We start from the raw sequence: 22281 nt of genomic DNA on the forward strand, positions 1-22281 counted from the left end.
CAAGATCACCGGTTATGAGCTCGGCGTTCCACACCACCACCTTCGCCGTCCACACCGGACATCGCGAGGCCGTCAAGGATCTCACCGGCAATTGCGAGGCGTTCCTGGGGGACATCGGGGCCCGCGAGGGCCTGCTCAACGTGTTCGTCCCGCACGCCACGGCCGGGATCGCGGTCATCGAGACCGGCGCGGGCTCGGACGAGGACCTCCTCGACGCCCTCGGGGACCTGCTGCCGCGCACCGACCGGTGGCGCCACCAGCACGGCTCCACCGGGCACGGGAGGGACCACGTCCTGCCCGGACTGGTCGCCCCCCATGCCACGCTCCCGGTGGTCGCCGGGCATCTCGCCCTCGGCACCTGGCAGTCGGTGCTGCTGGTCGACACCAACCGCGACAACCCCGACCGGACCGTGCGCCTCTCCTTCTACGGCTAAGCCGCGGCGGTAAGCCTCGCCCACTGCTCGGCGTCGAGTCGCAGGTCGAGCCCGGCGGCGACCTCGTCGAGCTGCGCCACCGACGACACCCCCACCAGGGGGATCACCGGCGCGTCGTGCCCGGCCAGCCATGCCAGGACGACCTGGTTGCGGCTCGCGCCCGTCTCGGCCGCCACCGCGTCCAGCACCTTGAAGCGCGCATCGGTGCCCGGGTGCGCGTAGTGGTCCCCGAGCCGCTTCGCCGGGTTCGTGTACACCCCCGACAGCAGCGAGGAGTACGTCAGGATCGCCATCCCCTCGGTCTGCCCCACATAGTCCACGTCCGACGGTGCGGCGTGGACGTGCCCGCCCTCGGGCAGCACCGTCCCGGGCCGCGGCTGCAGATACGAGTAGCGGTTCTGCATCGCCGTGTACGCCGCCGCACCCGTGGACCGGGCGATCGCCCGGGCGCGTTCGACCCGCCACGCGGTGTGGTTCGACGCCCCGACCATGCGGGCCTTCCCCGCCCGCACCACCGCGTCGAACCCCGCCACGGTCGCCTCCAGCGGGGTGTCCGGGTCGTCGCGGTGCGACCAGAACAAGTCCACGTAATCGGTGCCCAGCCGCTCCAGCGACTCCTCCAGGCCCGCGCCGATCCGCTCCCCGGTGAGCGGCTCGGAATGCTCCAAGCCTCCGCCGGAAAACGAGGGCCGGCGCCCCACCTTCGTGGCGATCACCAGGTCCTCCCGGCCGCCCCGGGCCGCCAGCCAGCGCCCCAGCAGCAGCTCGGACTCATCGCCCGTACCGCCGTCGATCCAGAACATGTAGCAGTTGGCGGTGTCGATGAAATTGCCGCCCAGTTCCACGAACCGGTCCAAGATCGCGAAGCTCGACGCCTCGTCCTGCACGCCGCCCAGGGCCATCGCCCCCAGGCACAGGCGCGAGACGCCGATCCGGTCCGGTCCCAATGCGATCCGCTCCACAGCGGTCTCCTCTCGTCGTCCTTGTCGGGGCCGACGCTAGGACTTGGAGTGGACTCCAGCGCAAACCCGCAGGCAGTCGACGTGGGGTATCCTCGGTTCTCGTGGCAGCCAATGACACCGCCCCGACCTACACGATCGGCGAATGCGCACGCCGCTCCGGATTCACCATGGACACGCTGCGGTACTACGAGCGCATCGGTTTGATCGACGAGGTCGACCGCACGACCACCGGCCAGCGCCGCTTCAACGACAGCGACCTCGAATGGCTCGGCACCCTCAAATGCCTGCGGGACACCGGGATGCCCGTGGAGCAGATGGCCCGCTTCGCGAACCTCGTCCGCGAAGGCGACCACACCATTCCCGAACGCATCAAGCTCCTGGAAACCCACCGGGTCGCCGTCGACGAGCGCATGGCCGACCTCGCGGCCAAACGCGACTACATCTCCGGGAAGATCGCCTACTACCGCAGCGTCTAGAGGAAACTCGGTCGACACCCGGGCCGGGCCTGGCGATACTCGACGCGTGCACCACACCCGCGAAGCGCTGGCGATCGCCGAACGCCTCAGTGCCGACCTCGCGCCCGACGCTGTCGGGATCGGCCTGTTCGGGTCGGTCGCCAAAGGCACCGACCATCCCGCGTCGGACATCGACCTGGTCCTCGCGGTCGAGACCGAGCCCGGGACCGAGGTCCGGCAGGTCGAGGGCCGCATGGTCACCCTCTCCCGCAAAACCGCCGCCGAACTCGAAGCGGCCTTCACGCGCCCCTGGGAAGCGGTCACCGCGGTCGGCGCCTGGCGCCGCGCCCGCATCCTCCACGACCCCGACGGGACGATGACACGGCTCCAGGCCCGCGCGAACACCTGGACATGGGAGGCCATCCCTGACGTGGACCGTTGGGCTGCAAGCGAACTCGTGGGCCTGGCCGAAGAAGTCCACAAAGTGGTCGGCATGACCGGACTGGGCCGGGCGCGTGCGGCCGCGGCCAACCGGGCGATCCTGACCCTCCAGCTCGCCTACCCGATCGCGGCCGCGAACCGCCTCGTCTGCGACTCCGAGAACGACCTGTGGGACGCCGTCGCCGCCGCCGAAGGCCCCGCCTGGGCCCGCGCGTGGGACACCGCCGCCGGGCTCACCCCCGGCGACCACGCGACCGGATGCCGTGCAGTCCTCGCGCTCTACCGGATCGCCGCCGACCACCTCGCCCACCATCTCGACGAACCCGACCGGGCCATCGTCACCACCGCCCGCGAACTCGCCACCGAACACTGAAAGGAATCGCTTGCGCCGCTTCATCCTCACCGGAGCCCCCGGCGCCGGCAAGACCACGGTCGCGCGCCTCCTGGCCGAGGCCGGTCACACCGTCATCGCCGAAGCCGCCACCGACCTCATCGAGACCGCCCAAGCGGCCGGTGAGGACGCCCCCTGGGAACGCGGCGACTTCTGCGAGCAGATCGCCGCCCTCCAACGCGACCGTCAACTCGCCGCGAACGCACTGGCGGGCCCGGTCCAGTTCTTCGACCGGTCGCCGGTGTGCACCCTCGCGATGGCCCGCTTCACCGAGCAGCCCGTCGGCCCGGTCCTGTCCGCTGAACTCGACCGCATCAGCGCCGACGGAATCTACGACCAGCGCGTGCTCATGCTCGACCTGCTCGGCTTCATCACCCCGACCGCCGTGCGCCGCGTCGACCTCGCCGAAGCCCGACGCTTCGAACAACACCACGTCGAGGCCTACCTCCAGCACGGCTTCACCATCGAAAGGGTCCCGGCCGCCGATCCCGCCACCCGTGCCGCGCGCATCACGGACCTGACCGCGAAAGCCGCCCATGCCTGAGATCACCAGCGACCTCGTCGCCACCCTGGTCGCCGACCAGTTCCAGCACTGGGCCGACCTGCCCGTCACGCCCGTGCCGCGGCAAGGCTGGGACAACCGGACCTTCCGCCTCGGCACCGAGCTGTCGGTGCGCCTGCCCAGCGGTCCCGGCTACGTCGCCGCGGTCGCGAAGGAACACCGCTGCCTGCCGGTCCTCGCCGCCCACCTGCCGCTTCCGGTCCCCGAACCGGTCGCGACCGGCCGGCCCACCGCCGACTACCCGCACCCGTGGTCGGTCCGGCGCTGGCTCGCAGGCGACACTCTCCTGGACGCGCCCGACGTCGACCGGATGCGCCTGGCCCGCGACCTCGGCGATGTGCTCACGGTGCTGCGCGGTGTGCCTACCGGGGACGGCCCGGCCGCCGGGTGGCACTCGTTCCACCGCGGCTGCCACCCCAGTGCCTACGGCGACCAGGTCCAGGAGTCCCTGCGCCGCCTCGGCGACACCGTCGACGCCGAAACCTGCAAAAGCGTGTGGGACAAGGCGATGGCCACCGTCTGGACACCGGCACCGGTGTGGTTCCACGGCGACATCGCCCCCGGCAACCTCCTGGTCGAGGACGGGCGGCTGTCGGCGCTCATCGACTTCGGCACCTGCGGGGTCGGCGATCCGGCAGCGGACCTGCAGATCGCCTGGACCTACTTCCACGGCGACGCACGCCAGGCCTTCCGCGCAGCGGCCGGTCTCGACGACCACACCTGGGCCCGCGCCCGGGCCTGGACGCTGTGGAAGGCCCTGATCATGATGTCCGGCGTCTCCGGCACCGACCCCGACGGCGTCCAGGCCCGCAACCTCGAAGCGGTCCTCGCCGACCCGCTCACCCACTGACCCCCGCCGAGTCGGCGACCGCACCGGCTGGTCAGCGTCGCCGGCGATGCCTGACGGTCACTCGAGCCTTGGGCGTCGGGCGGGCCACCTCCTCGAATCCGGCGGCCAAGAACAGCGGCAGTGTCCCGGTGTACGAGCCGCCCGGGCTGCGATCCACCACAGCCGGATCGATCGGCACGCCCTCCACCACGGTCGCCCCGTTCCGGTACGCGAAGTCCACGGCCGCGGCCAGCAAGGTCCGAGACACACCGCGCCCACGCCACGGCTCGGGCACGAAGAAGCAGGACACCACCCACACGCGGTCCAGATCGTCGGCGTCGGCCAGCGGCCGGGTGTCCCGGGCGGTGTTGAGCCGCGGATACACCGAACGCGGCGCCACGGCACACCAGCCGACCGGCGTGTCCCCGTCATAGGCGATCAGGCCCGGCGGACCCTGGTCGACCACCTGACGGGCCGCGGCCGCCCGCGGCCGCCGCAACCGCTCGCCGCGCTCCTCACGCCACCACATGCAGTAGCAGCTCCGATTGCCGCCCATCTGCCGGGCGAGCGTCAGGAAATCCGGCCACCGGTCCGGATCGAGCTCGGCAACGGTCAATCGCGAATCCACCCCACGAACCTATCGCCCGCCGCGATCCGGCACCGCGACACGCCCGGAAAACCGTCCTCCCGGCCGACCGCGCCAGACGGGTCAGCGGATCGGGTCGCGCCCGACCAGGCCGCGCGCGTAGTTCACCGTCGACCGCTGATACCGCGGCAGGTGCGGGGCCAAAGCGATGAGCGCGACCGACAGGCCCTCCCGGTCGCGGCCGAGCTTCGCGAGCGTCAACGCCTCGCACATCGCCAGCGCATCGCCGTAGGCCGCGGCCTCCTTGTCATCCCGGCCGCGTTCGCGTTCCTCGGCGATCATCGCCAGCGCGCGTTCGGGGTGGCCGGTCTCGCGCAGTGACGACGCCATCTGGATCGCCACGCGACGGCGCCGCACCCCCGAGAGACCGGCCGCGATCGCCCGCTCGTAGTAGCCGACCGCCGCCTCGGTGCGCCCGGTCGAGTCGTGGGCGCCGCCGACCTCGAACAGCGCCACCGGGTCCTCGGGGTCGCACTCGGCGGCGAGGTCCATCATCGCCTGCACGAACGCGTCGTCGTCCATGTCGTCCAGCCGTTCCCACAGTGCCGCGGCGCGCGCTTCCCAAGTCTCAGTAGCCATAAGCGCGAACCCTACCGTCGGCGATCCTGAGTCGGCTACGGCGCCAGCAGGCCGTCGTTCAGCGCCCCCAGGGAGGCCAGCAGGACCAGTCGCTCATCGGCGTCCAACACGTCGTACAGCGGCTCGTCGCGCCGGTTGGTCTCCGCCTCGATCGCCTCCCGCTCGGGCCCGGGCTCCAGGGCCTGGATCTCGTCCACGGTCAGACCCGCCGCGCCCCACGCGGCCCGGTGCGCGTCCGCCCGGTGGTGCCGCAGCGCCTCCAGCCGCGCGACGAGCCGCGCCGAGGCCGTGGCGCCGTCGGGCTCCCATACCGGCGTGTACGCCCGGAACACCGGGCCCCCGGTCGCCTGCCCGGCCTCCAGCGCTCGCCCCACCAGCGGCAACGCGGCCTCGACCGCGGCCAGGCCCGGCAGCGACGGGCTCGGCCGGTACGACCACAGGCGCTCCGCCGTCCGCCCGAGGATGCGGGCCGCCTCCACGGCCACCTCACGGCCCTGCCCGGTCAACTGCCACGCGCCGTCGGCGAGCTCGACCAGACCCTGCGTCGCCACCGCTTCCGGATCGAACCCGACGTACACCATCCGCGCCGCCAGCGCGGCATCCGGGATCGGGTGGTCCAGCAGCGCATAGAACGCGTCGATCTCCACCCCCGGCACCAACCCGCGCGGGGTGTACAGGCCCCGGACCTCCGGACGTGCGGCATGGCGCAGCGAGACATGGATCCGGTCGATCACCGGGCGGATCACAGCGGCATAGGACATGAGCGACTCCCTCGAACACTAGGATCGGACTCCATGATGGCACCCGCACCGCAGCCCGCACTGGCCGCGCTGGCCGCCGAGTCCGTGCGACTGTCCTTGGCGCTCAAGGCGATCACTGCATGGGACGCGCCGACCCGCTGCGCCCCGTGGGACGCGGCCGCCTTGACCGCCCACATCACCATGACGCTCGCGCGCCTGGCCCCGATGCTCGATGCCCCCGCACCTGCGGCGGCCGCAGTGGACGCGGCCGGGTACTACCGGCCTGACGAGCGGTTCTCGCCCGAGGTCAACGACATTCGCATCGATTCGGCCGCCGAGGCCGCGAGATCCGGCGGCCCGGCGGTCGCCGCCGAGTTCGAGGCGGTCTGGAGCGCCGCGGTCGACCGGTGCGCGGCCGAACCGGTCGGGCGGCTCGTCACGACCCGACACGGCGACCCCATGACCCTCGCCGACTTCCTCACCACCCGAGTCGTGGAAGTCGCCGTCCACGGCATCGACCTGGCCGACGCCCTCGGGCGGCCCCGCTGGACCACGCCCGAAGCCGCCGCGCACGTCACCGCGCTTCTCCTCGGCCCCGGTCACGGCAACGCACTGGAGGCTCTGGGCCTGGACCCGGTGGGGTTCATCGCGAAAGCCACCGGCCGCGAGGACTTCACCGATGCCGAACGCGCCCAAGTAGAGGCGCGCGGCATCACCTGGCTCGCACTCGGTTAACAACTACTGGAGGTGTAGTCCAGGAGCGCGGCCTTCTCCGCTTCGTCGACGCTGAGGTGCCATTCGGTCTTGACCTCGACCCACGCCCAGATGTAGGCGCACCAGACGGCCTCGACGGTGGGCATCCAGTCGGCAGGGTCCTGGTCGGACTTGGAGCGGTTGGAGGAGGCGGTGACGGCGATGAGGTGCCAGTTGTTCTCCTGCCAGTTCGCGTACGCCTGGCGGTCCTCGGTCGTCCAGTCGACGGCCCCGGACCCCCAGGCCTCTTTGAGCGGCACGAAGTGGTCGATGTCGATATCCCCGGAGTCGGTCACGGTCTCGCCGTCGTACATCGAGATCCATTCGCCGGTCATGGCGGCGTCGCAGTCGTCCACGGTGAGGTTCCCGGTGCGGTCCTGCTTGACGAGGACGTCGTCGCGGGCGTCGCAGCCGTTGCCGTCGTCGTCCTTCCAGTGGGGGAACAGGGACCGGTCGTAGCCGTCGTCGCGTTCCTCGGCGACCTCGAGCGCCTCGATGCTCGCGGTCAAAGCGGCGGGGTCGACGGTGACGGTGAACGGCGCGGTGTCGCTGAACTCGTTCGTGACTTCGGAGCCGGTGCCGGCCGGGGCGCTCGAGGTGGCGTCTTCGGCGAGGTCGGCCAGTTCCGAGCAGCCGGAGGCGAGTACGAGCGGGAGCACCAGAAGCAGGCGGGAGGCGCGCATGGGCAACGTCCTAACGGGACAAATGAGCGGGCACGGCGGCGCTACGGTGCGCCCGGGTGTTCGCAACGTAACACAAAGGGGGCTCCGCGAACAGGGCCGCTCCTGCTAGATTCCCCCGAATGATCGTATGGCTCAACGGCAACTTCGGCGCCGGCAAGACCACCACCGCACGCCTGCTCAAAGACGCCCTCCCCGCCCGCATCTTCGACTCCGAGCACATCGGATACCTCCTGCGGCCCATCCTCGACGACGTCCCTCACCGGGACTTCAAAGAATTCCCGCCCTGGCGCGGCCTCACCATCGAAACCGCCCGGCAGGTCCTCGCCTTCGTCGGCGGCACCCTCGTCATCCCGCAATCAGTCCTGCAACACCAGTACTGGACCGAACTCACCGAAGGCTTCGCGAAAGCCGACATCCCCGTGCGCGCCTTCACCCTCCACACCGACCGCGAGACCTTCCGGCAACGGGTCGAGAACGACACCGAGGAACCCACCGCGAAACAATGGCGCCTCGACCACCGCCCCGCCTACGAGACCGCCCTCGACACCTGGATGCGCGACGCCACCGACGTCATCGACACCACCCACCGCACCCCCGAAGCGGTCGCGGCACATATCAAGACACTCCTGGCCAGGTGAAACCCGAAACGGCCTGAAAACGTCACACCCGGGCGCGACGATGGGGACGAGTAGCCACCACGACACGGCAAAGGAGCCCGCAATGGCCTACCTCGTCCTCATCGGCACCCGCAAAGGCCTGTTCACCGCCCACAGCGCCGACCGCACCACCTGGGACATCAAAGGACCCCACCAACTCGACGACGACGGCTTCACCGCCGTCGCCGAAATCTACGCCGCCGCCTGCGACCCCGCCACCGGACGCATCCTCGTCGGCGCCTCCACCTTCTTCGGCCCCAGCATCTGGCGCTCAAGCGACTACGCCACGACCTGGCAAGAACCCGAGAACGCCCCGATGGCCTTCCCCCAAGACCTGCCCTACCGGCCCCTGGACTTCTCCGACACCGCCGGCATCGACCGCCCCGACGCCGAAGAGACCAACACCGTCAAACGCATCTGGCAGCTCACCTTCGGCCCCGGCCAGAGGGTCTGGGCCGGCGTCGAACCCACCAGCCTCTGGACCTCCGACGACGGCGGCCAGACCTTCGCGTTCAACCAGTCCCTCTGGGACCACCCCGAACACACCACCTGGGCCTCCGGCGCCGGCGGACCCGCCGTCCACACCATCGTCCCCGACCCCGACAAACCCGAACACCTCACCGTCGCCATCTCCTCAGGCGGGATCTACCAGACCCACGACGACGGCAAAACCTGGACCGGCATCTCCAAAGGCATCACCGTCGACTACGGGCCCGACACCGAACCCGACTCCGGCCAATGCATCCACAAAGTCACCCGCGACGCCGACGGCACCCTCTACGCCCAATCCCACGGCCCCGCCTACCGCGCCACCCGCCCCGACGGCGGCTGGACCGACATCTCCGCCACCCTCCCCTCCAACTTCGGGTTCGCCATGGTCGCCCACCCCCAGCAAGCCGGCACCGTCATGGCCTGGCCCGTCGGCGAATCCATGGACCGCACCCCACCCGACCACCGCATCAGCGCCTGGCGCACCACCGACAGCGGCGACACCTGGAACGCCTGGGGCACCGGCCTCCCCGACGAGCCCTACTTCGGCACCGTCATGCGCGACGGCGCCTGCACCGACCACGCCGCCCAACCCGGCTGGTACTTCGGCACCCGCTGCGGCGACGTCTGGACCGCCGACGACACCGACGGCCAATGGCGACTCATCGCCACCCACCTGCCCGACGTCCTCTGCGTCCGCGCCATGGAGACCCCCTGATGGTCGACGTGAAACTCCCCGCCGCACTCGCCTCCGAATGCGGCGGGGCCCGCCACCTCCACATCGACGCCCCACCCGGGGCCACCCTCGCCGACATCCTCGACCAGATCGCAACCCAACACCCGCGCCTCGGCCGACGCCTCAGAGACGAAGCCGGGAAACTCCGCCGCTACGTCAACATCTACATCGGCGACGACGAAAGCCGCCGCCTCCAAGGCCTCCAGACACCCATCACCGACCAGGACATCCACATCCTCCCCTCCATCGCCGGAGGCACATGACCACACACGAAAAGGGGCGCCGCGCACCAGCGCGACGCCCCGAAAAACCCTCGGCGACTAAGACTTGCCGTTGATCGACACCACGTCGACCACGAACACCAGCGTCTCGTTCGGACCGATCACGCCACCGGCGCCCTGCGCCCCGTAACCGAGCTCCGGCGGAATCACGATGAGCCGACGATCGCCGACCTGCGCACCGACCAGACCGTCGTTCCAGCCCTGGATCACCGGCGCCGACCCCAACGGGGACACCGAGAACGGCTGCGCGCCCCGGTTCCACGACGCATCGAACTCCTTACCGTTCGACCAGTTGAAGCCCGCATACTGCACCGCGACCGAATCCCCGGCCTTCGCCTCCGCACCCGAACCCTCCACCACATCGAAGGTGAACAGCTCCTTCGGCGGCTCCTGGGCACTGGGCACCGTCACGACCGGCTTCGCATCCGTCTCAGCCGAAACCGACACCTCGACGCCGTCACTGATCTGCACCACGACAGCTTCCCCTTCCACTGCTTCTTCCTCAGCGGCGCCGTCCGCGCCGCAACCAGCCAGCAACCCCACGCTCACACACGCAGCGGCCACCGGCTTCCAAAACCGACTCAACAGGCTAGATGCCACCGAGGGAACCTACCACCCGACAACCCTCCCACCTATCCTTGAGCCCGAACCCAGCGAGCAGCCGCACACGCACCCCCGCCGACTACCCTTCAACACGACAACCCGCACCCCGCCGCAAGGAAGCCGATGACCAACCCCACCACACCCACCCCCATGCACCCCCTCCGCCGCGCCCTCACCCTCTGGGGCGCCCTCATCGCCCTCATGTGGCTCATCCTCATCACCGACTGGATCCTCCCCGCCCACCTCACCGCCCACGGCATCACCCCGCGCTCACTCGAAGGCCTCACCGGCATCGCCACCGCACCCTTCCTCCACGCCGACGCCGGACACCTCGTGTCCAACATGGTCCCCCTCATCGTCATGGGCACCATCGCCGCACTGCGCGACTGGCGCGGCATGTGGACCGCGCTGGCCGTCTCGCTCCTGGTCTCGGGCCTGGGGGTGTGGCTGTTCTCGCCCACCTACTCGGTGACCGTCGGCGCCTCGGGAGTCGTGTTCGGGCTGTTCGGATACCTGCTCGCACGCGGGATCGTCATGCGCCGCATCGGCGACCTGCTCATCGCGTTGCTGCTGGTCGCCGTGTACGGCTCGATGGTGTGGGGGATCTTCCCGTCCCAGCCGCACATCTCCTGGCAGGCCCACCTGTTCGGCTTCGCCGGGGGCGTCGCGGCGGCGTTCATGGCCCGCACCGCGGCCAAGGCCACGAGCCCGGCCGCGTGAGCGCGCCCTCGGGCTTCAGCTACACGCGGCGCAGCGACGGCACCGTCCTCATCGTCCACCGCGGGCGGGCCGCCGCGACCCTCCGCGGTGCCCGCGCGGCCAAGTTCCTCGACGAGATCGCCGCCGGCGACGAGCAGCTCGTGATGGCCCGCTGGACCGGCTCGTACAAGTTCGGCAACGAGCGCCAGGCCCGCCGCCACCCCCGCAACCAGGGACGATAGCCCCGCGCAGGGGAGCAGCCGACCCCCAGGATTGACCAGCGCACCCTCATAGCCCTATAGTGCTAACATCCTAGTGAAATAGAGAAACTTCGTGATCGACTTCCACCTCGAACCACGCTCCGGCGTGGCCCCGTACATGCAACTCGTCCACCAAGTCCAACAAGCCCTGCGCCTGGGCATGCTCGACGTGGGGGACCAGCTGCCCACGGTCAAACAGGTCGTCGCCAAGATCGCCATCAACCCCAACACCGTCCTCAAGGCCTACCGCGAACTCGAACGCCAAGGCCTCGTCGCCCCCAAACCAGGACGCGGCACCTTCGTCACCGCCACCCTCGCCGACACCAACCTCGACGCGCACGGCGAACTCAAAACCGCCCTGCAGCAATGGATCACACGAGCCCGCACCGCCGGACTCGACGATGACGCCATCCAGGCCCTCTTCGACACCACCATCAGAAAGGCATGACAGGTGACCCCATGAACACCCCAGTACTCACCACCAACGCACTCACCAAGCGCTACGGCAAACACACCGCGCTCACCGAAGCCACACTCGACATCCCCGCCGGACGCATCGTCGGCCTCGTCGGCCCCAACGGCGCCGGCAAGTCCACACTCCTGGCGCTGGCCGCCGGACTCATCCGGCCCTCCAGCGGCCACATCGAAGTCCTCGGCCGCACACCCGCCGCCGACGCGAAGCAGCTCGCCCGCGTCGGGTTCGTCGCCCAGGACACGCCCGTCTACGCGAACCTCTCGGTCGCCGACCACCTCAAACTGGGGGAGAAGCTCAACCCCACCTGGGACAAGGCCTTCGCCGCCGAGCGCATCACACGCATCGGCCTCGGCCTCGACAAGAAGGCGGGGCGCCTCTCCGGCGGCCAGAAGGCGCAACTCGCGCTCACCATCGCGGCCGCCAAGCGCCCGGAACTGCTCATCTTCGACGAACCCGTGGCCGCGCTCGACCCGCTCGCGCGCCGGGCCCTCCTGCAGAACCTCATGGAGCTCGTCGCCGACATCGAGGTATCGGTGATCCTCTCCTCCCACCTCATCTCCGACGTCGAACGCGTCTGCGACCACCTCGTCATCCTCGCCGAATCCCGCGTCCAAGTCGCGGGGGAGATCGACGACCTCACCGCCGACCACCACCGCCTCGTCGGCCCCCGCGGCAGCTTCACCGAACTGCCCAACGGCGTCGAACTCATCAGTGCCGACCACACCGACCGGCAGAGCACCCTCATCGTCCACAACACCAACCCCGGCCCCCTCGACCTGCCCGGAGCCGAACCCATCGGCCTCGAGGACATGGTCCTGACCTACCTGCACCGCGCCGAAGGCATCGCCGTCCCCACCCTCCAGGAGGCACACGCATGATCTGGCTGACCTGGCGCCAAATGCGCGCCCAAACCCTCTGGACCGCCGGTCTCGTCGCCGTCCTCGCCGCCTATCTCCTCTACCTCGCCAGCGCCGTCCGCGAGGCCTACCGCATCAACGTCACCGACTGCACCAGCGCCTGCGAGGAAGCAGCCCACCTGCTTGCCGACCAGTTCGGCACCGGCATGCTCATGATCGGCCTGGTCCTGCTCGCCGGTCCCGCCCTCATCGGCGCGTTCTGGGGCGCGCCGCTCATCACCCGTGAGCTCGAGACCGGCACGCACCGGCTCGTGTGGAACCAGTCGGCCACCCGCAAGCGTTGGCTCGCAGTGAAACTCGCGCTCGTCGGGGGAGTGAGCGTGCTGTTCACCGGCACGCTCAGTCTGCTGCTGACCTGGGTCGCCGAGCCTTACGACAAGCTCGTCGACAGCCGTTTCGAGCCGCTGACCTTTGCCGCCAGGGACCTCGCCCCGTTCGGATACGCGCTGCTGGCGTTGACCCTCGGTCTCCTCGTCGGCGTCCTCGCCCGCAAGACCCTGCTGGCCATGGCCGTGACGCTCGTGGTCTTCGTGGTCTTCCAGCTGCTCATGGCGAACCTGCTCCGGCCGCTGTTCGCCGAACCGGTGACCGAGTCCATCCTCTTCGCCGACGCGAACCAGGTCGGGACGATCGACTCGTTCGGCATCGGCCCCAACGGAGTTCGCATCCAGGACTACACGATCCCCGGTGCCTGGGTGCTCAACGACGAGATCATCGTCTACGACGGCACCGGCGCCGAAGTGACCGCCGAGCAGGTCGAGGCATGCCGGGTCACCGCGGCCGGACCCGAAGAGTGCATGGGCGCCCTCGACGCCACCTTCGAGGTCACCTACCACCCCGCAGATCGGTACTGGGGCTTCCAGTGGATCGAGCTCGGTGTCGCCGTGGGGTTGTCGGCCCTGCTGGCCGGGGTCGCGTTCTGGCGGATCCCGCGCGGCCTCAACTAAGCCTTGTAGGTTCCCGCAAGTAATAAGACGTGAAACGGGTGCCGGACCCTAGGACCGGCACCCGTGCGGTGCACTTAGGTGCCGCTGATGTTCACCATCCAGGCGATGCCGAACTTGTCGGTCAGCATGCCGAATTCGTCGCCCCACATCTGCTTCTCCATGGGCATCACCACGTTGCCGCCGGCGCTCAGGCCTTGGAAGTAGCCGCGCAGCCGGTCCGCTTCGTCGCCGCTGAGGCTGATCGAGATGTTCTGGCCGGGCTGGTAGGGCATTCCCGGGGGCGTGTCCGAAGCCATGATCGTGTAGCCCGCGTCGGTAGCGAGCAGGGCGTGCATGATCTGGTCCGGCGGGGCGTCGGGCACCCCGGACTCGCCGAACGTGTTGAGTTCCAGTTTGCCGCCGAGCACGCTCTGGTAGAACTCCATGGCCTCCCGTGCGTATCCGTTGAATGAGATGTACGGGTTGAGGATCGTCGAACCCATCGCAAGCTCCCTTCGTCGCCGCTGCGATACCCCGCCATCGTCGCAGGAGGTGCGCGCGCCGGTCGCGGATTCGCCGATCCCGGGGACGGCACCGGTCAGGAGCCGGGGCTGATGTCGACCATCCAGGACACGCCGAACCGGTCTATCAGCGATCCGTACTCGTCTCCCCAGAACTGCTTCTCGAGGGGCATGGTGATCGTCGCGTCCTCGGCCAGGCGCTGCCAGTGGCCGCGCAGGCGTTCGGCGTCGTCGCCGCCGAGGCACAGTGCGATGTTCAAGCCCGGCCGGTACTCCTGGCCGGGGCCCGCATCCGAGGCCATGATCGTGTAGCCGGCCTCGCTGGTGAGGGTCGCGTGCATGACCTGTTCGGCCTCGGGGCCCGTGGAGCCCCGCTCGCCGTAGGTCATCACGTTCAAGTCGCCGCCGAACACGTCGCGGTAGAACTCCATGGCCTGCCGCGCGTTCCCGTCGAAGAACAGATACGGGTACAGGTTCGCCTCCATGACGGGCTCCCTTCGTCGTCGCGATACCTCCATCGTCGCAACGACCACCGACGCTCGAAGCCGAATCCGCAAAGCGGCCGGCCGTGGGAGTCACGCAACCGGATCCGCGCCCGCTACCGCAGCGATTCGTGCCAGCACAGGCAGAACGGGTGCCCGGCGGGGTCGGCGTAGACCTGGAAGCCCTCGGCCGACGCGTAGTCGCCTCCGGTTTCGAGCAGCTTGGCGCCCAATGCCATCACCTCGTCATGAGCCGCCGCGATGTCGGCGACCCACAGGTCGAGATGGATCTGCTGCGGTGTGCCGTCCGGCCACTGGGGCGGGACGTGGTTCGGCGCGAGCTGGATGCCGACGCGCGGGGCGCCGTCGACCGACACCATGTGCCAGTCGTCCTCCTCGTCGACCGTGCCGCCGAGCACGCCGGCCCAGAAGCGGCTCTCCGGCGCCAGTTCGGCCGCGTCGAACACGGTCACGGTGTGTGCGATCTTCATCGCCCGATCATCCCAAACCGCCCGCCCCCGAGGGAAGGTCATCGGCCGAGGAACTCGGCCGCGTCAATCGAGACGGGCCATCGCAGCGAAGCGACCGTAGGGTCGGGTCAGCTCACGGCCCGCTTAACCAACTCAGCCAGCGCCGCCGCACCGTCTTCGTTCAACTCGGTCATGGCGTACGAGGTCGGCCAGAGCCCGCCGTCCGCGTCGAGCTTCGCCTCAGCGGTGAACCCGAACGTGGAGTACCGCTCCTTGTCGTCGTGGCCGCTGCGGAAGAAGCACACGACCTTGCCGTTCCTGGCGTAGGAGGGCTGGCCGTACCAGAGCTTCGGCACGAGCTCCGGTGCGGCCGTGGCGATGAGGCGGTGCAAGCGCTCGGCCAGTGCGCGGTCCGGTGCGGCCATCTCGGCGATCTTCGCGAGCACCGCGGCCTCGGCCTTCCCGGGAGGCCGGCCGACGCTCGCCTCGGCATGCAGTTCCTCGGCACGCACCTTCATGGCGGCGCGCCCTTCTTTAGAGGGTCCGTTCGCCGGGGCGGCGGCGTCCCGCGCCCTCTTGGGTTTCGCGGCGCCACTCATGATGGTGGTCCTTTCCGTGCGCGAGTTTCTCTGCCTTCCACGCTATCGACCCCGGCGGGGCCACGCTTCTCGAATCCTGATTGTCCGATCCCATCTAATAGTCGCAAGTCGTCGCCCCTGACCTGCGGTGCGACAGATAGATGGACATCGAACTGCTGCCGGGATTCCCATTTGATCTGCCGCAACTCGGCAAGAAATCGGCCGCGTCCTAGCTGCGGAACATCACTGTTCAAGACCCGGTAGGACGCGAGAGTACGTAGACGCGATCGCTGAGCTTGCCGATGAGCCGGTAGATGTGCCAGAGGCAGTCACCGAGGGCAATCTGATAGTTGCCGTCGCCGAACCGCTGGATGTAGCGGTCTGGGTCGCTCAAGAGCCGGGCAGCGTGAAGCAGATTCCTGCTGCCTTTGCCCGAATGCTCCTCGCCGTATTGGCCCCATTCGGTTCCGAGAACGTGGCACTCATCGATCTGCAACCCGGCAGCGTGTATCGCGGCCTCTGCGTGGTCCGGCCGCATGTTCTGCTCGACGCATCCCATCGTCGGCAGCAGCCAAGCTGCCTCGCGCGGCTCGATCCTGTCGGTGCAGAACATCTGATAGACCAGCGCCCGGCCTCCAGGGACCAGTGCCCGGCGAAACTCTGCGAATGCTGTGGGAAGGGCGTCGACGTGGACCAACACATCGCGACACCAGATCAAGCTCATCGAGGCGTCGGCGACCGGAAGCGCCTCGGCTCTCCCGAGGTCGAAGGACACCGCGTCTAGTTCTGGTTGAGCCTGAACGCGGTCGGCAAGGTCCTTCCGGGCGATATCGATGTGACGTTGAACCGGGTCGATGCCACGAATCCGCCAGCCAAAGCGTTGAGCCAGTTCAAGAGTGTGTCGACCTTCGCCGCATCCCACATCGAGAGCATCCGCGCCGGGGTCGAGCCCAAGCCGCGCCGCAGTCTCATAGAGCATGCTGGGACCTCGGGGGCTGAGGCTCTGGTCCAGAAGCTCCTTGTATTCCTCCTCAACCTGCGCGAACGCGTCATAGCTGCGGGAGAGGAATGCCTCGTCGGCCATGGTTACTCCAGTCTGATGAGCCAGATTCAATTTCGCCCCAGCGACGACTCGTCCGGCGTGGGGTCGTGGTCGAGCTGAACGTAGTCGCGGGCCCAGTGGGTGCGGCCAGGCGGCCAGTACTTGAGTTCAGCGAGGACTCAGTGGGGGATCGGCGGCCTTCCGGGAGCGGTTTGCTGTTCGAGCCAACGGTGGATAGTCGTGGCCACCGCGGGCAGGCCGGTGCGGGTGATCCCGAGTCGGTGAAGCCGCTCGAAGAACATCTGCATCCGTCGTTCGAAGGTGTCCATTACAGATTGATCCAGCATGGCTTCACCTGCCCAACCTGGCAGGTGAAGGATTACTGCGAACGACCTTCGATCGATCTGTTCGGAGTAATCCTGCATTTCTGGACAGGCTTGGAGGCGTGGACTGCAGCCAGCGGCCAGTTCTTCGCCCTGTCGACGACCCAAAAATTCCTTGGCAGGCGAGGCGAGGATCTCGATCTCGGGCCACCCTCCATGAGCTAGTTGACCTCTGACATCTCTGCGTGTGCTTCGTTGCCTTCCCACTCGCGGAGGCTGCGGATCGAGATGAGGCAGAGAACTGCGGCGACTGCGAAGACCGCGCCAGCGATCGCGAACGGTATCCGGTAGCCGAGTATGGAGGCGAGCAGTCCGCCCGCGCCAGCGCCGAAGGCGAGGCCGATCAGGCCGACGAAGCCGTCCAACGACCCGATTCGGCCCATCATCGCGTTGGGAGTGGCCCGTTGTCGGACCGTCGTGGCCATGATTCCCCAGACGACCGCGTGTGCGATGTAGACGGCGAGTGCGATCGCCACGACGATGACATTGGTTGTCAGTGAGATCACGGCGAACGAGATAGCGCCAGTGCCGAGTGCGGCGACCATGGACCATCCGTAGCCGATCCGCTTGCGCAACCTGGTGGCGATGAAACTGCCCAGCAGTCCTCCCAGGGCGGAGAAGGCGAGCAGCAGGCCGTATCCGGTCCCGTCGAGGCCCAACTCCTCTTGCGCGTAGAGGACGAGGTAGGAGAACGGGATCATGTACGCGACACAGGTGATGCCGCTAAGGACGATGAGCAGCCGTACGACCCGGTGCCGCGTAGCCCAGACGGCGCCTTCGCGGATGTCGGCGCGGACGCTCGGTGCAGCCGTGCCCGTCGTGTCGCGAACGATGACGTAGGTGCCGCGAAGTCGCCAGAAAGCGAAGCCGGCGACCAGGAAGGCGAGGGCGTTGAGCGCCGTGGGGGCGAACGTGGCCATGGCGAACAAGAGCCCACCCAGGGGCGGACCGATGAACTCGTCGATCACCAGTTGGGTTCCGGCGATCTGCGAATTCGCCTTGTCGAGTCCCTCCGCAGGGACTGCCTGAGGCAGGACGGCGCGTGCTGCGCCGTCTGCGAGGGTCTCGATGACGCCCATCACGGCGTAGACGAGGTAGAGCGTGGCGATCGGTGCGGCGTCCAGGAGCACGAGGCCCGTCAGGACGGCGAACATCGCGGCGCGGGAGAAGTTCGCAAGGTACGCCAGTCTGCGCCGGTCAACACGATCGATGAGCACGCCGACGCCGAGTACCGAGAGGATGCGTGCCGACGAGTAAGCGACTGCCAGGCCGGCGATCGCGATCGGGCTTTCCGTGGCCGTCGTCGCCAGCAACGGCAGTGCGATGAACGTGACCCCATCCGCAAGGTTGGCTGACGCGTTGCCAAACCAAATCCGACGGTAGTCGGCTCCAAGATGCATCTGTGCCCCTCGTTCACGCCAGCCGCCCATCAATGGTCGGCCAGGCTTTGAGCGGACGCTAGCCAGGTTGCCGTTGGAACGCAACTGGTTTGATATGAGGCACCTTCAACGAAGGCCGACACCGAAACTGGACCGGATCGGCTGTGCGGACTCCTGGTTCAGCGGCTCGGTGGGAGGACTCCATGCCCATGTGAAGGCTCGCTTGAGGTGGCTGTGCCAGAGGATGGTGATTCCGGCCTGGCGTTTCTTCGCGAACCAGTGTGCGCTCTTGCTGTTGAACGACATCAGAATGACAGTGAGTTCCGACAGGAAATGCCAGTTCAGAATTCGGGCATCGCAGCGTGCCGCTCCAGGACTCGGTACACAGTGGCCCGGGAGACGCTGAACAGTTCGGCCAGTTCAGAGACGTTGTGGTCGCCAGCAGCGTGGAGGCCGACAAGGTGGGCTTGTTGTCGGGCGGTCAGCTTGGGCTGCTTGCCTTTGAGGCGGCCCTTGGCTTTGGCGACAGCCATACCCTCGCGGGTACGCATTCGCAGCAGGTCGACTTCGAACTCGGCGAAGGTAGCGAGGATGTTGAAGAACATCTTGCCCATCGGGTCGGTCGGGTCGTAGATCGACCCACCGAGCGACAGTTTCGCGCCTCTGGCGACCAGGTCGTCGCCGATGGCGCGGGCGTCGGGGACCGATCGGGCGAGGCGGTCGAGTTTGGGGACGACGAACGTGTCGCCAGCGCGGGTGGCAGCCAGGGCCTGATCGAGACCGGGGCGGTCGCGATTGGTGCCGGTCAGTCCCTCGTCGAGATAGATTCGGTCGACTTCGACGCCGAGTTCGGCGAGGCGGTCGCGTTGGGCGGTGAGGTCTTGCTTGTCGGTCGAGCAGCGGGCGTAGCCGATGAGGATGCCTGTCATGAGCCGGAGTGTACGGATAGCCCCCGACGACTGAGAATTTCAACGGACACCCTAAATGAGACACCCCGGGAGTCAGGTCAGCGGTGGTCGAGCAGTGCTCACACCGAGTGTTCGTTGAGCGATCCCCAAACGAACGACCCCGGTGCCGACCTCCGCGGCTCGATTCGAGTCAGCGGCAGTAGCTCTCTCGCCGGATGTGAACCAGAAGCTGTTTTTGTGGCGGGTGTGAATCTTGAGTCATGAGAAAACCACTGGTTTTAACTGAGGGGTCCTCCTATCTTCGGCACGTGCCTATTCTCCAAGCTCAGTCCCTCAGCAAGCGCTTCCGCCGTCCCGACAAGGATTCGGGGTTCAAAGGCGCCGTCAAGCACCTGATGCAGCGCAAGTACAAGAACTTCACCGCCGTCGACGCGATCGACCTGTCTATCGATCCGGGCGAGTCCGTGGCCTATGTGGGCCCCAACGGCGCCGGGAAGTCCACCACCGTCAAGCTCCTGACGGGCATCCTCAAGCCCTCCGACGGCACCGTTCGGGTGATGGGTCGCGACCCGCACGTCGAGCGGATCGCCAACGCCCACGACATCGGCGTCCTCTTCGGCCAGCGCACCCAGCTGTGGTGGGACCTGCCGGTCGAGGAGTCCCTGAAGCTCCTCAAGCACATGTACGGCGTCTCGGACGCCGACTACAAGGCCCGCATCGAGCGCTTCGACGAGCTCCTCGACCTCGGCGAGTTCATGCCGGCCCTGGCCCGCACGCTCTCGCTCGGCCAGCGGATGCGCGCCGACCTGGCCTGCGCGCTCATCCACAACCCGAAGATGGTCTATCTCGACGAGCCGACCATCGGCCTCGACATCTCCGTGAAGGACCGCCTGCGGGCGTTCCTGCGCAACCTGGTCAACGAGGAGGGAACGACGCTCCTGCTGACCAGCCACGACCTGGCCGACATTGAGGAGGTCTGTGACCGCATCGTCGTCATCGACGAGGGCAAGATCGCCTACGACGGGCCGATCGTGCAGCTCAAGGCCCACTACATCACCACCAAGGCCGTCAACCTCGTCCTCGAGGAGGCCGCCGACGTGAAGGCCCTGGCCGAGAAGTTCCCCACCTACGAATGGACCGCAGGCGAAGCCGCCAGCGAGGTCACCGCCACCTACGAGTCCGCCCGGTTCACCACCGCCGAAGTCCTCGGCGACCTCACCGGCCAGCTCGCCCCGCGTGACCTGTCGCTGTCCGAGCCGTCCATCGAGGACGTCATCCGCCGCCTCTATGCCGGGGAGCTCACGAAGTGACGCAGGCGTTCGCGGCTGAGCGCGCCCTCGCCGCCATCTCCCTCAAAGGCCAGCTCGCCCATAAGTTCAACTGGGTCATCGGCATCATCCTCGGCGGCGGATCGCTGCTGGTCGGCATGGCGCTCTGGCACCACCTGCTCCGTGACAATTCCATGGCCGGCTACGACTGGGAGGCGATGCGCGCCTATGTCGTCATCGGCTTCGTCACCATCACCCTCGCTTACGGCGGCGCGCACGGACAGGTCGCCGAACGCATTGTCGACGGGACGGTCGCGATCGACTTGACTCGGCCGGTCGATTTCCAGCGGGCCCGGGCAGCCGAGTACATCGGTTCGATGATCGCCAGCCTGCCGACCGCAGTAATCGGCAGCGTCGGCGCCTGGCTGCTGTTCACGCCACCCGCCCCGGCCTCGCCCCTGGCGGGGGCGCTGACCGCCTTCAGCATTCTGATGCTGTTCCCGCTGTCGTTCGAGATCGTCTACCTGTCGGCCTTGTTGTGCTTCTGGACGCGCCGTTACGGCACGATCATGTTCGCCCGCGAAACGCTTGTCGGGTTCTTCTCGGGCGCAATGATCCCCTTGGCGCTCATGCCCTCCTGGCTCCAGGTCCTGGCCTGGTGCCTACCGTTCCCGCACTTCACCACCACACCGAGCAGCATCTACCTCGGCCGCGTGGACACGGTCGGCGCGCTCGGTCTGATCGCGGCCGAAGCCGCGTGGGCGGTCGGTCTCTGGGTGCTCGCACGCGTGCTCTGGCGGCACGCGGTCCGGCAAGTCACGATCCACGGGGGATGAACATGCGTCACACCGCAGCCGTCTACGGGCGCTCCATGCTCGCCCACGTCCGCTCGGCCCTGGAGTACCCGGCCGACTTCTGGATCCTGATCACGACCGGGGCCCTCTCGCAGGTCCTCCAGTTCACCTTCATCACCGTCCTGTTCGCCAACACCCCCGCCGTCGCCGGATGGAGCTACCACGAGATGCTCATCCTGGCCGGTTTCTTGTCCTTGTCGACCGCGGCGGCCGGCCTGTTCTGGGACGGGATCTGGAGTCTGGGATCGATGGTCCTCGACGGCGGTCTCGACTACCTCATCGTCCGGCCTTCGCCGGTCATTAGCCAGGTCGCCTCCCGGCACCTGGACCTGCATTCGATCGGCGGGGTCACGCTCGGGATGGCGATGGTCGTCTACGGCTGGGTCGGCGCCGGAATCGGCCTCGCGCAAATACCGGTCGGGCTGGCCCTGCTGGCGTGCGCCTCCGTTATCCAATGTGCGCTGCTGACCGCGTTGTGCGCGGTCAACTTCTGGATCAAAGGACACATGCCGGTGTTCGCCTGGGTCGCACAAGATCTGCAAAACGACACCATGCGATTCCCGCTGACGATGTACCCGACCGCGGTTCGCCAAATCGCGACCTGGGCACTGCCGTTCGGCTTCGCCACCTTCATTCCGGTCCAGATTCTTACCGGACGGGATTCGCCGTGGTGGTTGATCGGCACGATCGCCGCGGTCGTGGTCACCCTGGTCATCGCCGTCCTCGTTTCCCGTGTCGGCTTGCGCTCATACGACTCGGCCGGAAGCTGATTCCTTCGGGCAGCGAACGGGCATTGCCGCCGTCAGGCCCGGTAGACAGCGTTTCGGCGCCATCTGCCGGGCTTTTCTCCCGCAGGTGACGGTTTTCTGACAGCGGCTG

The 22281-nt window shown here is 68.1% G+C and carries 31 protein-coding genes; 18 read left to right on the forward strand and 13 right to left on the reverse strand.

The genetic code is table 11. The features are described 5' to 3' along the window. The first annotated feature begins 14 nt into the window (after positions 1-14). On the forward strand, positions 15-434 hold the full coding sequence (locus tag ACFO8M_RS20145) for a secondary thiamine-phosphate synthase enzyme YjbQ (protein ID WP_387978874.1): 420 nt from the start codon (positions 15-17) through the stop codon (positions 432-434). Here ACFO8M_RS20145 and ACFO8M_RS20150 read toward each other — a convergent pair. Beyond that, positions 431-1396 carry an aldo/keto reductase gene (locus ACFO8M_RS20150; RefSeq protein ID WP_387978876.1) on the reverse strand — a complete coding sequence of 322 codons (966 nt, stop codon included), beginning with the start codon at positions 1394-1396 and terminating at the stop codon, positions 431-433. The two genes, ACFO8M_RS20145 and ACFO8M_RS20150, sit on opposite strands and share 4 nt — an antisense overlap. A 101-nt stretch (positions 1397-1497) precedes the next feature. Between ACFO8M_RS20150 and ACFO8M_RS20155 the strand changes: the two genes are divergently transcribed. Genes ACFO8M_RS20155 through ACFO8M_RS20170 form a run of 4 tightly spaced genes read left to right on the forward strand, consistent with a single transcriptional unit; the run spans position 1498 to position 4095 of the window. Further along, positions 1498-1872, forward strand: coding sequence for a MerR family transcriptional regulator (locus tag ACFO8M_RS20155; protein ID WP_387978877.1), 375 nt, complete (start codon positions 1498-1500; stop codon positions 1870-1872). Positions 1873-1918: 46 nt separating this feature from the next. Then, positions 1919-2665 carry a nucleotidyltransferase family protein gene (locus ACFO8M_RS20160; RefSeq protein WP_387978879.1) on the forward strand — a complete coding sequence of 249 codons (747 nt, stop codon included), beginning with the start codon at positions 1919-1921 and terminating at the stop codon, positions 2663-2665. 10 nt (positions 2666-2675) lie between these two features. Next, complete coding sequence (locus ACFO8M_RS20165; protein WP_387978881.1) at positions 2676-3227, forward strand: AAA family ATPase; 552 nt, start codon at positions 2676-2678, stop codon at positions 3225-3227. Next, complete coding sequence (locus tag ACFO8M_RS20170; protein WP_387978883.1) at positions 3220-4095, forward strand: aminoglycoside phosphotransferase family protein; 876 nt, start codon at positions 3220-3222, stop codon at positions 4093-4095. The genes ACFO8M_RS20165 and ACFO8M_RS20170 overlap by 8 nt, the downstream gene beginning before the upstream one ends. Before the next feature lie 31 nt (positions 4096-4126). Here ACFO8M_RS20170 and ACFO8M_RS20175 read toward each other — a convergent pair whose 3' ends face one another. From ACFO8M_RS20175 to ACFO8M_RS20185, 3 genes are all read right to left on the reverse strand, one after another. Continuing rightward, complete coding sequence (locus ACFO8M_RS20175; RefSeq protein WP_387978885.1) at positions 4127-4690, reverse strand: GNAT family N-acetyltransferase; 564 nt, start codon at positions 4688-4690, stop codon at positions 4127-4129. A gap of 93 nt (positions 4691-4783) precedes the next feature. Continuing rightward, positions 4784-5299, reverse strand: coding sequence for a tetratricopeptide repeat protein (locus ACFO8M_RS20180; RefSeq protein ID WP_387978887.1), 516 nt, complete (start codon positions 5297-5299; stop codon positions 4784-4786). A 35-nt stretch (positions 5300-5334) separates the two neighbouring features. Then, positions 5335-6060: a hypothetical protein gene (locus ACFO8M_RS20185; protein WP_387978889.1), complete on the reverse strand. Its 726-nt coding sequence runs from the start codon at positions 6058-6060 to the stop codon at positions 5335-5337. Positions 6061-6093: 33 nt separating this feature from the next. Between ACFO8M_RS20185 and ACFO8M_RS20190 the strand changes: the two genes are divergently transcribed. Beyond that, positions 6094-6774, forward strand: coding sequence for a maleylpyruvate isomerase N-terminal domain-containing protein (locus ACFO8M_RS20190; protein ID WP_387978891.1), 681 nt, complete (start codon positions 6094-6096; stop codon positions 6772-6774). On the opposite strand, the gene ACFO8M_RS20195 is transcribed toward ACFO8M_RS20190, so the two are convergent. After that, entirely contained in the window at positions 6771-7475 is a 705-nt protein-coding gene (locus ACFO8M_RS20195) for an HNH endonuclease family protein (RefSeq protein ID WP_387978893.1), read from the reverse strand. The genes ACFO8M_RS20190 and ACFO8M_RS20195 overlap by 4 nt on opposite strands. Positions 7476-7594: 119 nt before the next feature. Between ACFO8M_RS20195 and ACFO8M_RS20200 the strand changes: the two genes are divergently transcribed. The 3 genes from ACFO8M_RS20200 to ACFO8M_RS20210 all read left to right on the forward strand — a co-directional run bounded on the left by ACFO8M_RS20200 (position 7595) and on the right by ACFO8M_RS20210 (position 9619). After that, positions 7595-8113 (forward strand): AAA family ATPase, encoded by a 519-nt coding sequence (locus ACFO8M_RS20200; RefSeq protein WP_387978895.1) that lies wholly within the window; start codon positions 7595-7597, stop codon positions 8111-8113. Between the two features lie 82 nt (positions 8114-8195). Then, positions 8196-9338, forward strand: a complete 1143-nt coding sequence (locus ACFO8M_RS20205; protein ID WP_387978897.1) for a WD40/YVTN/BNR-like repeat-containing protein — start codon at positions 8196-8198, stop codon at positions 9336-9338. Further along, complete coding sequence (locus ACFO8M_RS20210; RefSeq protein ID WP_387978899.1) at positions 9338-9619, forward strand: MoaD/ThiS family protein; 282 nt, start codon at positions 9338-9340, stop codon at positions 9617-9619. The genes ACFO8M_RS20205 and ACFO8M_RS20210 overlap by 1 nt, the downstream gene beginning before the upstream one ends. Before the next feature lie 57 nt (positions 9620-9676). Here the strand turns inward: ACFO8M_RS20210 and ACFO8M_RS20215 are convergent, their stop codons facing one another. Further along, positions 9677-10237 carry an FKBP-type peptidyl-prolyl cis-trans isomerase gene (locus ACFO8M_RS20215; RefSeq protein ID WP_387978901.1) on the reverse strand — a complete coding sequence of 187 codons (561 nt, stop codon included), beginning with the start codon at positions 10235-10237 and terminating at the stop codon, positions 9677-9679. Positions 10238-10363: 126 nt separating this feature from the next. Between ACFO8M_RS20215 and ACFO8M_RS20220 the strand changes: the two genes are divergently transcribed. From ACFO8M_RS20220 to ACFO8M_RS20240, 5 genes are all read left to right on the forward strand, one after another. Next, positions 10364-10960, forward strand: a complete 597-nt coding sequence (locus tag ACFO8M_RS20220) for a rhomboid family intramembrane serine protease (protein WP_387978903.1) — start codon at positions 10364-10366, stop codon at positions 10958-10960. Beyond that, on the forward strand, positions 10957-11181 hold the full coding sequence (locus ACFO8M_RS20225) for a hypothetical protein (protein ID WP_387978905.1): 225 nt from the start codon (positions 10957-10959) through the stop codon (positions 11179-11181). Before ACFO8M_RS20220 ends, ACFO8M_RS20225 begins: the two co-directional genes overlap by 4 nt. Positions 11182-11272: 91 nt before the next feature. Then, positions 11273-11647, forward strand: coding sequence for a GntR family transcriptional regulator (locus tag ACFO8M_RS20230; protein WP_387978907.1), 375 nt, complete (start codon positions 11273-11275; stop codon positions 11645-11647). Positions 11648-11658: 11 nt separating this feature from the next. Next, complete coding sequence (locus ACFO8M_RS20235) at positions 11659-12552, forward strand: ABC transporter ATP-binding protein (protein WP_387978909.1); 894 nt, start codon at positions 11659-11661, stop codon at positions 12550-12552. Beyond that, entirely contained in the window at positions 12549-13538 is a 990-nt protein-coding gene (locus tag ACFO8M_RS20240; protein ID WP_387978911.1) for an ABC transporter permease subunit, read from the forward strand. The genes ACFO8M_RS20235 and ACFO8M_RS20240 overlap by 4 nt, the downstream gene beginning before the upstream one ends. Before the next feature lie 74 nt (positions 13539-13612). Here ACFO8M_RS20240 and ACFO8M_RS20245 read toward each other — a convergent pair whose 3' ends face one another. The 5 genes from ACFO8M_RS20245 to ACFO8M_RS20265 form a co-directional block, all read right to left on the reverse strand. Continuing rightward, positions 13613-14020, reverse strand: a complete 408-nt coding sequence (locus tag ACFO8M_RS20245) for a VOC family protein (protein ID WP_387978912.1) — start codon at positions 14018-14020, stop codon at positions 13613-13615. A 95-nt stretch (positions 14021-14115) separates the two neighbouring features. Further along, positions 14116-14523: a VOC family protein gene (locus ACFO8M_RS20250; protein WP_387978914.1), complete on the reverse strand. Its 408-nt coding sequence runs from the start codon at positions 14521-14523 to the stop codon at positions 14116-14118. Between the two features lie 113 nt (positions 14524-14636). Then, a complete protein-coding gene (locus tag ACFO8M_RS20255) occupies positions 14637-15011 on the reverse strand; it encodes a VOC family protein (protein ID WP_387978916.1) in 375 nt (124 codons plus the stop codon). 107 nt (positions 15012-15118) lie between these two features. Next, on the reverse strand, positions 15119-15589 hold the full coding sequence (locus tag ACFO8M_RS20260; protein WP_387978918.1) for a DUF1801 domain-containing protein: 471 nt from the start codon (positions 15587-15589) through the stop codon (positions 15119-15121). A gap of 229 nt (positions 15590-15818) precedes the next feature. Further along, on the reverse strand, positions 15819-16652 hold the full coding sequence (locus ACFO8M_RS20265) for a class I SAM-dependent methyltransferase (RefSeq protein WP_387978920.1): 834 nt from the start codon (positions 16650-16652) through the stop codon (positions 15819-15821). Between the two features lie 170 nt (positions 16653-16822). Here ACFO8M_RS20265 and ACFO8M_RS20270 point away from each other — a divergent pair, with 170 nt between their 5' ends. Then, positions 16823-17158 carry a hypothetical protein gene (locus ACFO8M_RS20270; protein ID WP_387978922.1) on the forward strand — a complete coding sequence of 112 codons (336 nt, stop codon included), beginning with the start codon at positions 16823-16825 and terminating at the stop codon, positions 17156-17158. On the opposite strand, the gene ACFO8M_RS20275 is transcribed toward ACFO8M_RS20270, so the two are convergent. Both ACFO8M_RS20275 and ACFO8M_RS20280 read right to left on the reverse strand, forming a co-directional pair. Then, on the reverse strand, positions 17155-18423 hold the full coding sequence (locus ACFO8M_RS20275) for an MFS transporter (RefSeq protein WP_387978951.1): 1269 nt from the start codon (positions 18421-18423) through the stop codon (positions 17155-17157). The genes ACFO8M_RS20270 and ACFO8M_RS20275 overlap by 4 nt on opposite strands. 290 nt (positions 18424-18713) lie before the next feature. Next, on the reverse strand, positions 18714-19301 hold the full coding sequence (locus tag ACFO8M_RS20280) for a recombinase family protein (RefSeq protein WP_387978924.1): 588 nt from the start codon (positions 19299-19301) through the stop codon (positions 18714-18716). A gap of 287 nt (positions 19302-19588) precedes the next feature. Between ACFO8M_RS20280 and ACFO8M_RS20285 the strand changes: the two genes are divergently transcribed. The 3 genes from ACFO8M_RS20285 to ACFO8M_RS20295 are packed head-to-tail and all read left to right on the forward strand — an operon-like array spanning position 19589 to position 22172. After that, positions 19589-20590, forward strand: coding sequence for an ABC transporter ATP-binding protein (locus ACFO8M_RS20285; RefSeq protein ID WP_387978926.1), 1002 nt, complete (start codon positions 19589-19591; stop codon positions 20588-20590). Further along, complete coding sequence (locus ACFO8M_RS20290) at positions 20587-21384, forward strand: ABC transporter permease (RefSeq protein ID WP_387978928.1); 798 nt, start codon at positions 20587-20589, stop codon at positions 21382-21384. Before ACFO8M_RS20285 ends, ACFO8M_RS20290 begins: the two co-directional genes overlap by 4 nt. A gap of 2 nt (positions 21385-21386) precedes the next feature. Next, positions 21387-22172 (forward strand): ABC transporter permease, encoded by a 786-nt coding sequence (locus tag ACFO8M_RS20295; protein WP_387978930.1) that lies wholly within the window; start codon positions 21387-21389, stop codon positions 22170-22172. Positions 22173-22281: the final 109 nt, after the last annotated feature.

The organism is Glycomyces rhizosphaerae, assembly GCF_042647865.1.
Classification (GTDB): Bacteria; Actinomycetota; Actinomycetes; order Mycobacteriales; family Micromonosporaceae; genus Glycomyces; species Glycomyces rhizosphaerae.

What these genes read in the sequence shown, in the direction of transcription:
- ACFO8M_RS20295 (WP_387978930.1), top strand. Translation starts at nt 21,387, where the DNA reads ATGCGTCACACCGCAGCCGTCTACGGGCGCTCCATGCTCGCCCACGTC.
- ACFO8M_RS20190 (WP_387978891.1), top strand. Translation starts at nt 6,094, where the DNA reads ATGATGGCACCCGCACCGCAGCCCGCACTGGCCGCGCTGGCCGCCGAG.
- ACFO8M_RS20210 (WP_387978899.1), top strand. Translation starts at nt 9,338, where the DNA reads ATGGTCGACGTGAAACTCCCCGCCGCACTCGCCTCCGAATGCGGCGGG.
- ACFO8M_RS20250 (WP_387978914.1), bottom strand. Translation starts at nt 14,523, where the DNA reads ATGGAGGCGAACCTGTACCCGTATCTGTTCTTCGACGGGAACGCGCGG.
- ACFO8M_RS20255 (WP_387978916.1), bottom strand. Translation starts at nt 15,011, where the DNA reads ATGAAGATCGCACACACCGTGACCGTGTTCGACGCGGCCGAACTGGCG.
- ACFO8M_RS20240 (WP_387978911.1), top strand. Translation starts at nt 12,549, where the DNA reads ATGATCTGGCTGACCTGGCGCCAAATGCGCGCCCAAACCCTCTGGACC.
- ACFO8M_RS20280 (WP_387978924.1), bottom strand. Translation starts at nt 19,301, where the DNA reads ATGACAGGCATCCTCATCGGCTACGCCCGCTGCTCGACCGACAAGCAA.
- ACFO8M_RS20200 (WP_387978895.1), top strand. Translation starts at nt 7,595, where the DNA reads ATGATCGTATGGCTCAACGGCAACTTCGGCGCCGGCAAGACCACCACC.
- ACFO8M_RS20260 (WP_387978918.1), bottom strand. Translation starts at nt 15,589, where the DNA reads ATGAGTGGCGCCGCGAAACCCAAGAGGGCGCGGGACGCCGCCGCCCCG.
- ACFO8M_RS20220 (WP_387978903.1), top strand. Translation starts at nt 10,364, where the DNA reads ATGACCAACCCCACCACACCCACCCCCATGCACCCCCTCCGCCGCGCC.
- ACFO8M_RS20235 (WP_387978909.1), top strand. Translation starts at nt 11,659, where the DNA reads ATGAACACCCCAGTACTCACCACCAACGCACTCACCAAGCGCTACGGC.
- ACFO8M_RS20170 (WP_387978883.1), top strand. Translation starts at nt 3,220, where the DNA reads ATGCCTGAGATCACCAGCGACCTCGTCGCCACCCTGGTCGCCGACCAG.
- ACFO8M_RS20145 (WP_387978874.1), top strand. Translation starts at nt 15, where the DNA reads ATGAGCTCGGCGTTCCACACCACCACCTTCGCCGTCCACACCGGACAT.
- ACFO8M_RS20195 (WP_387978893.1), bottom strand. Translation starts at nt 7,475, where the DNA reads ATGCGCGCCTCCCGCCTGCTTCTGGTGCTCCCGCTCGTACTCGCCTCC.
- ACFO8M_RS20205 (WP_387978897.1), top strand. Translation starts at nt 8,196, where the DNA reads ATGGCCTACCTCGTCCTCATCGGCACCCGCAAAGGCCTGTTCACCGCC.
- ACFO8M_RS20275 (WP_387978951.1), bottom strand. Translation starts at nt 18,423, where the DNA reads ATGGGCGGCTGGCGTGAACGAGGGGCACAGATGCATCTTGGAGCCGAC.
- ACFO8M_RS20265 (WP_387978920.1), bottom strand. Translation starts at nt 16,652, where the DNA reads ATGGCCGACGAGGCATTCCTCTCCCGCAGCTATGACGCGTTCGCGCAG.
- ACFO8M_RS20245 (WP_387978912.1), bottom strand. Translation starts at nt 14,020, where the DNA reads ATGGGTTCGACGATCCTCAACCCGTACATCTCATTCAACGGATACGCA.
- ACFO8M_RS20180 (WP_387978887.1), bottom strand. Translation starts at nt 5,299, where the DNA reads ATGGCTACTGAGACTTGGGAAGCGCGCGCCGCGGCACTGTGGGAACGG.
- ACFO8M_RS20185 (WP_387978889.1), bottom strand. Translation starts at nt 6,060, where the DNA reads ATGTCCTATGCCGCTGTGATCCGCCCGGTGATCGACCGGATCCATGTC.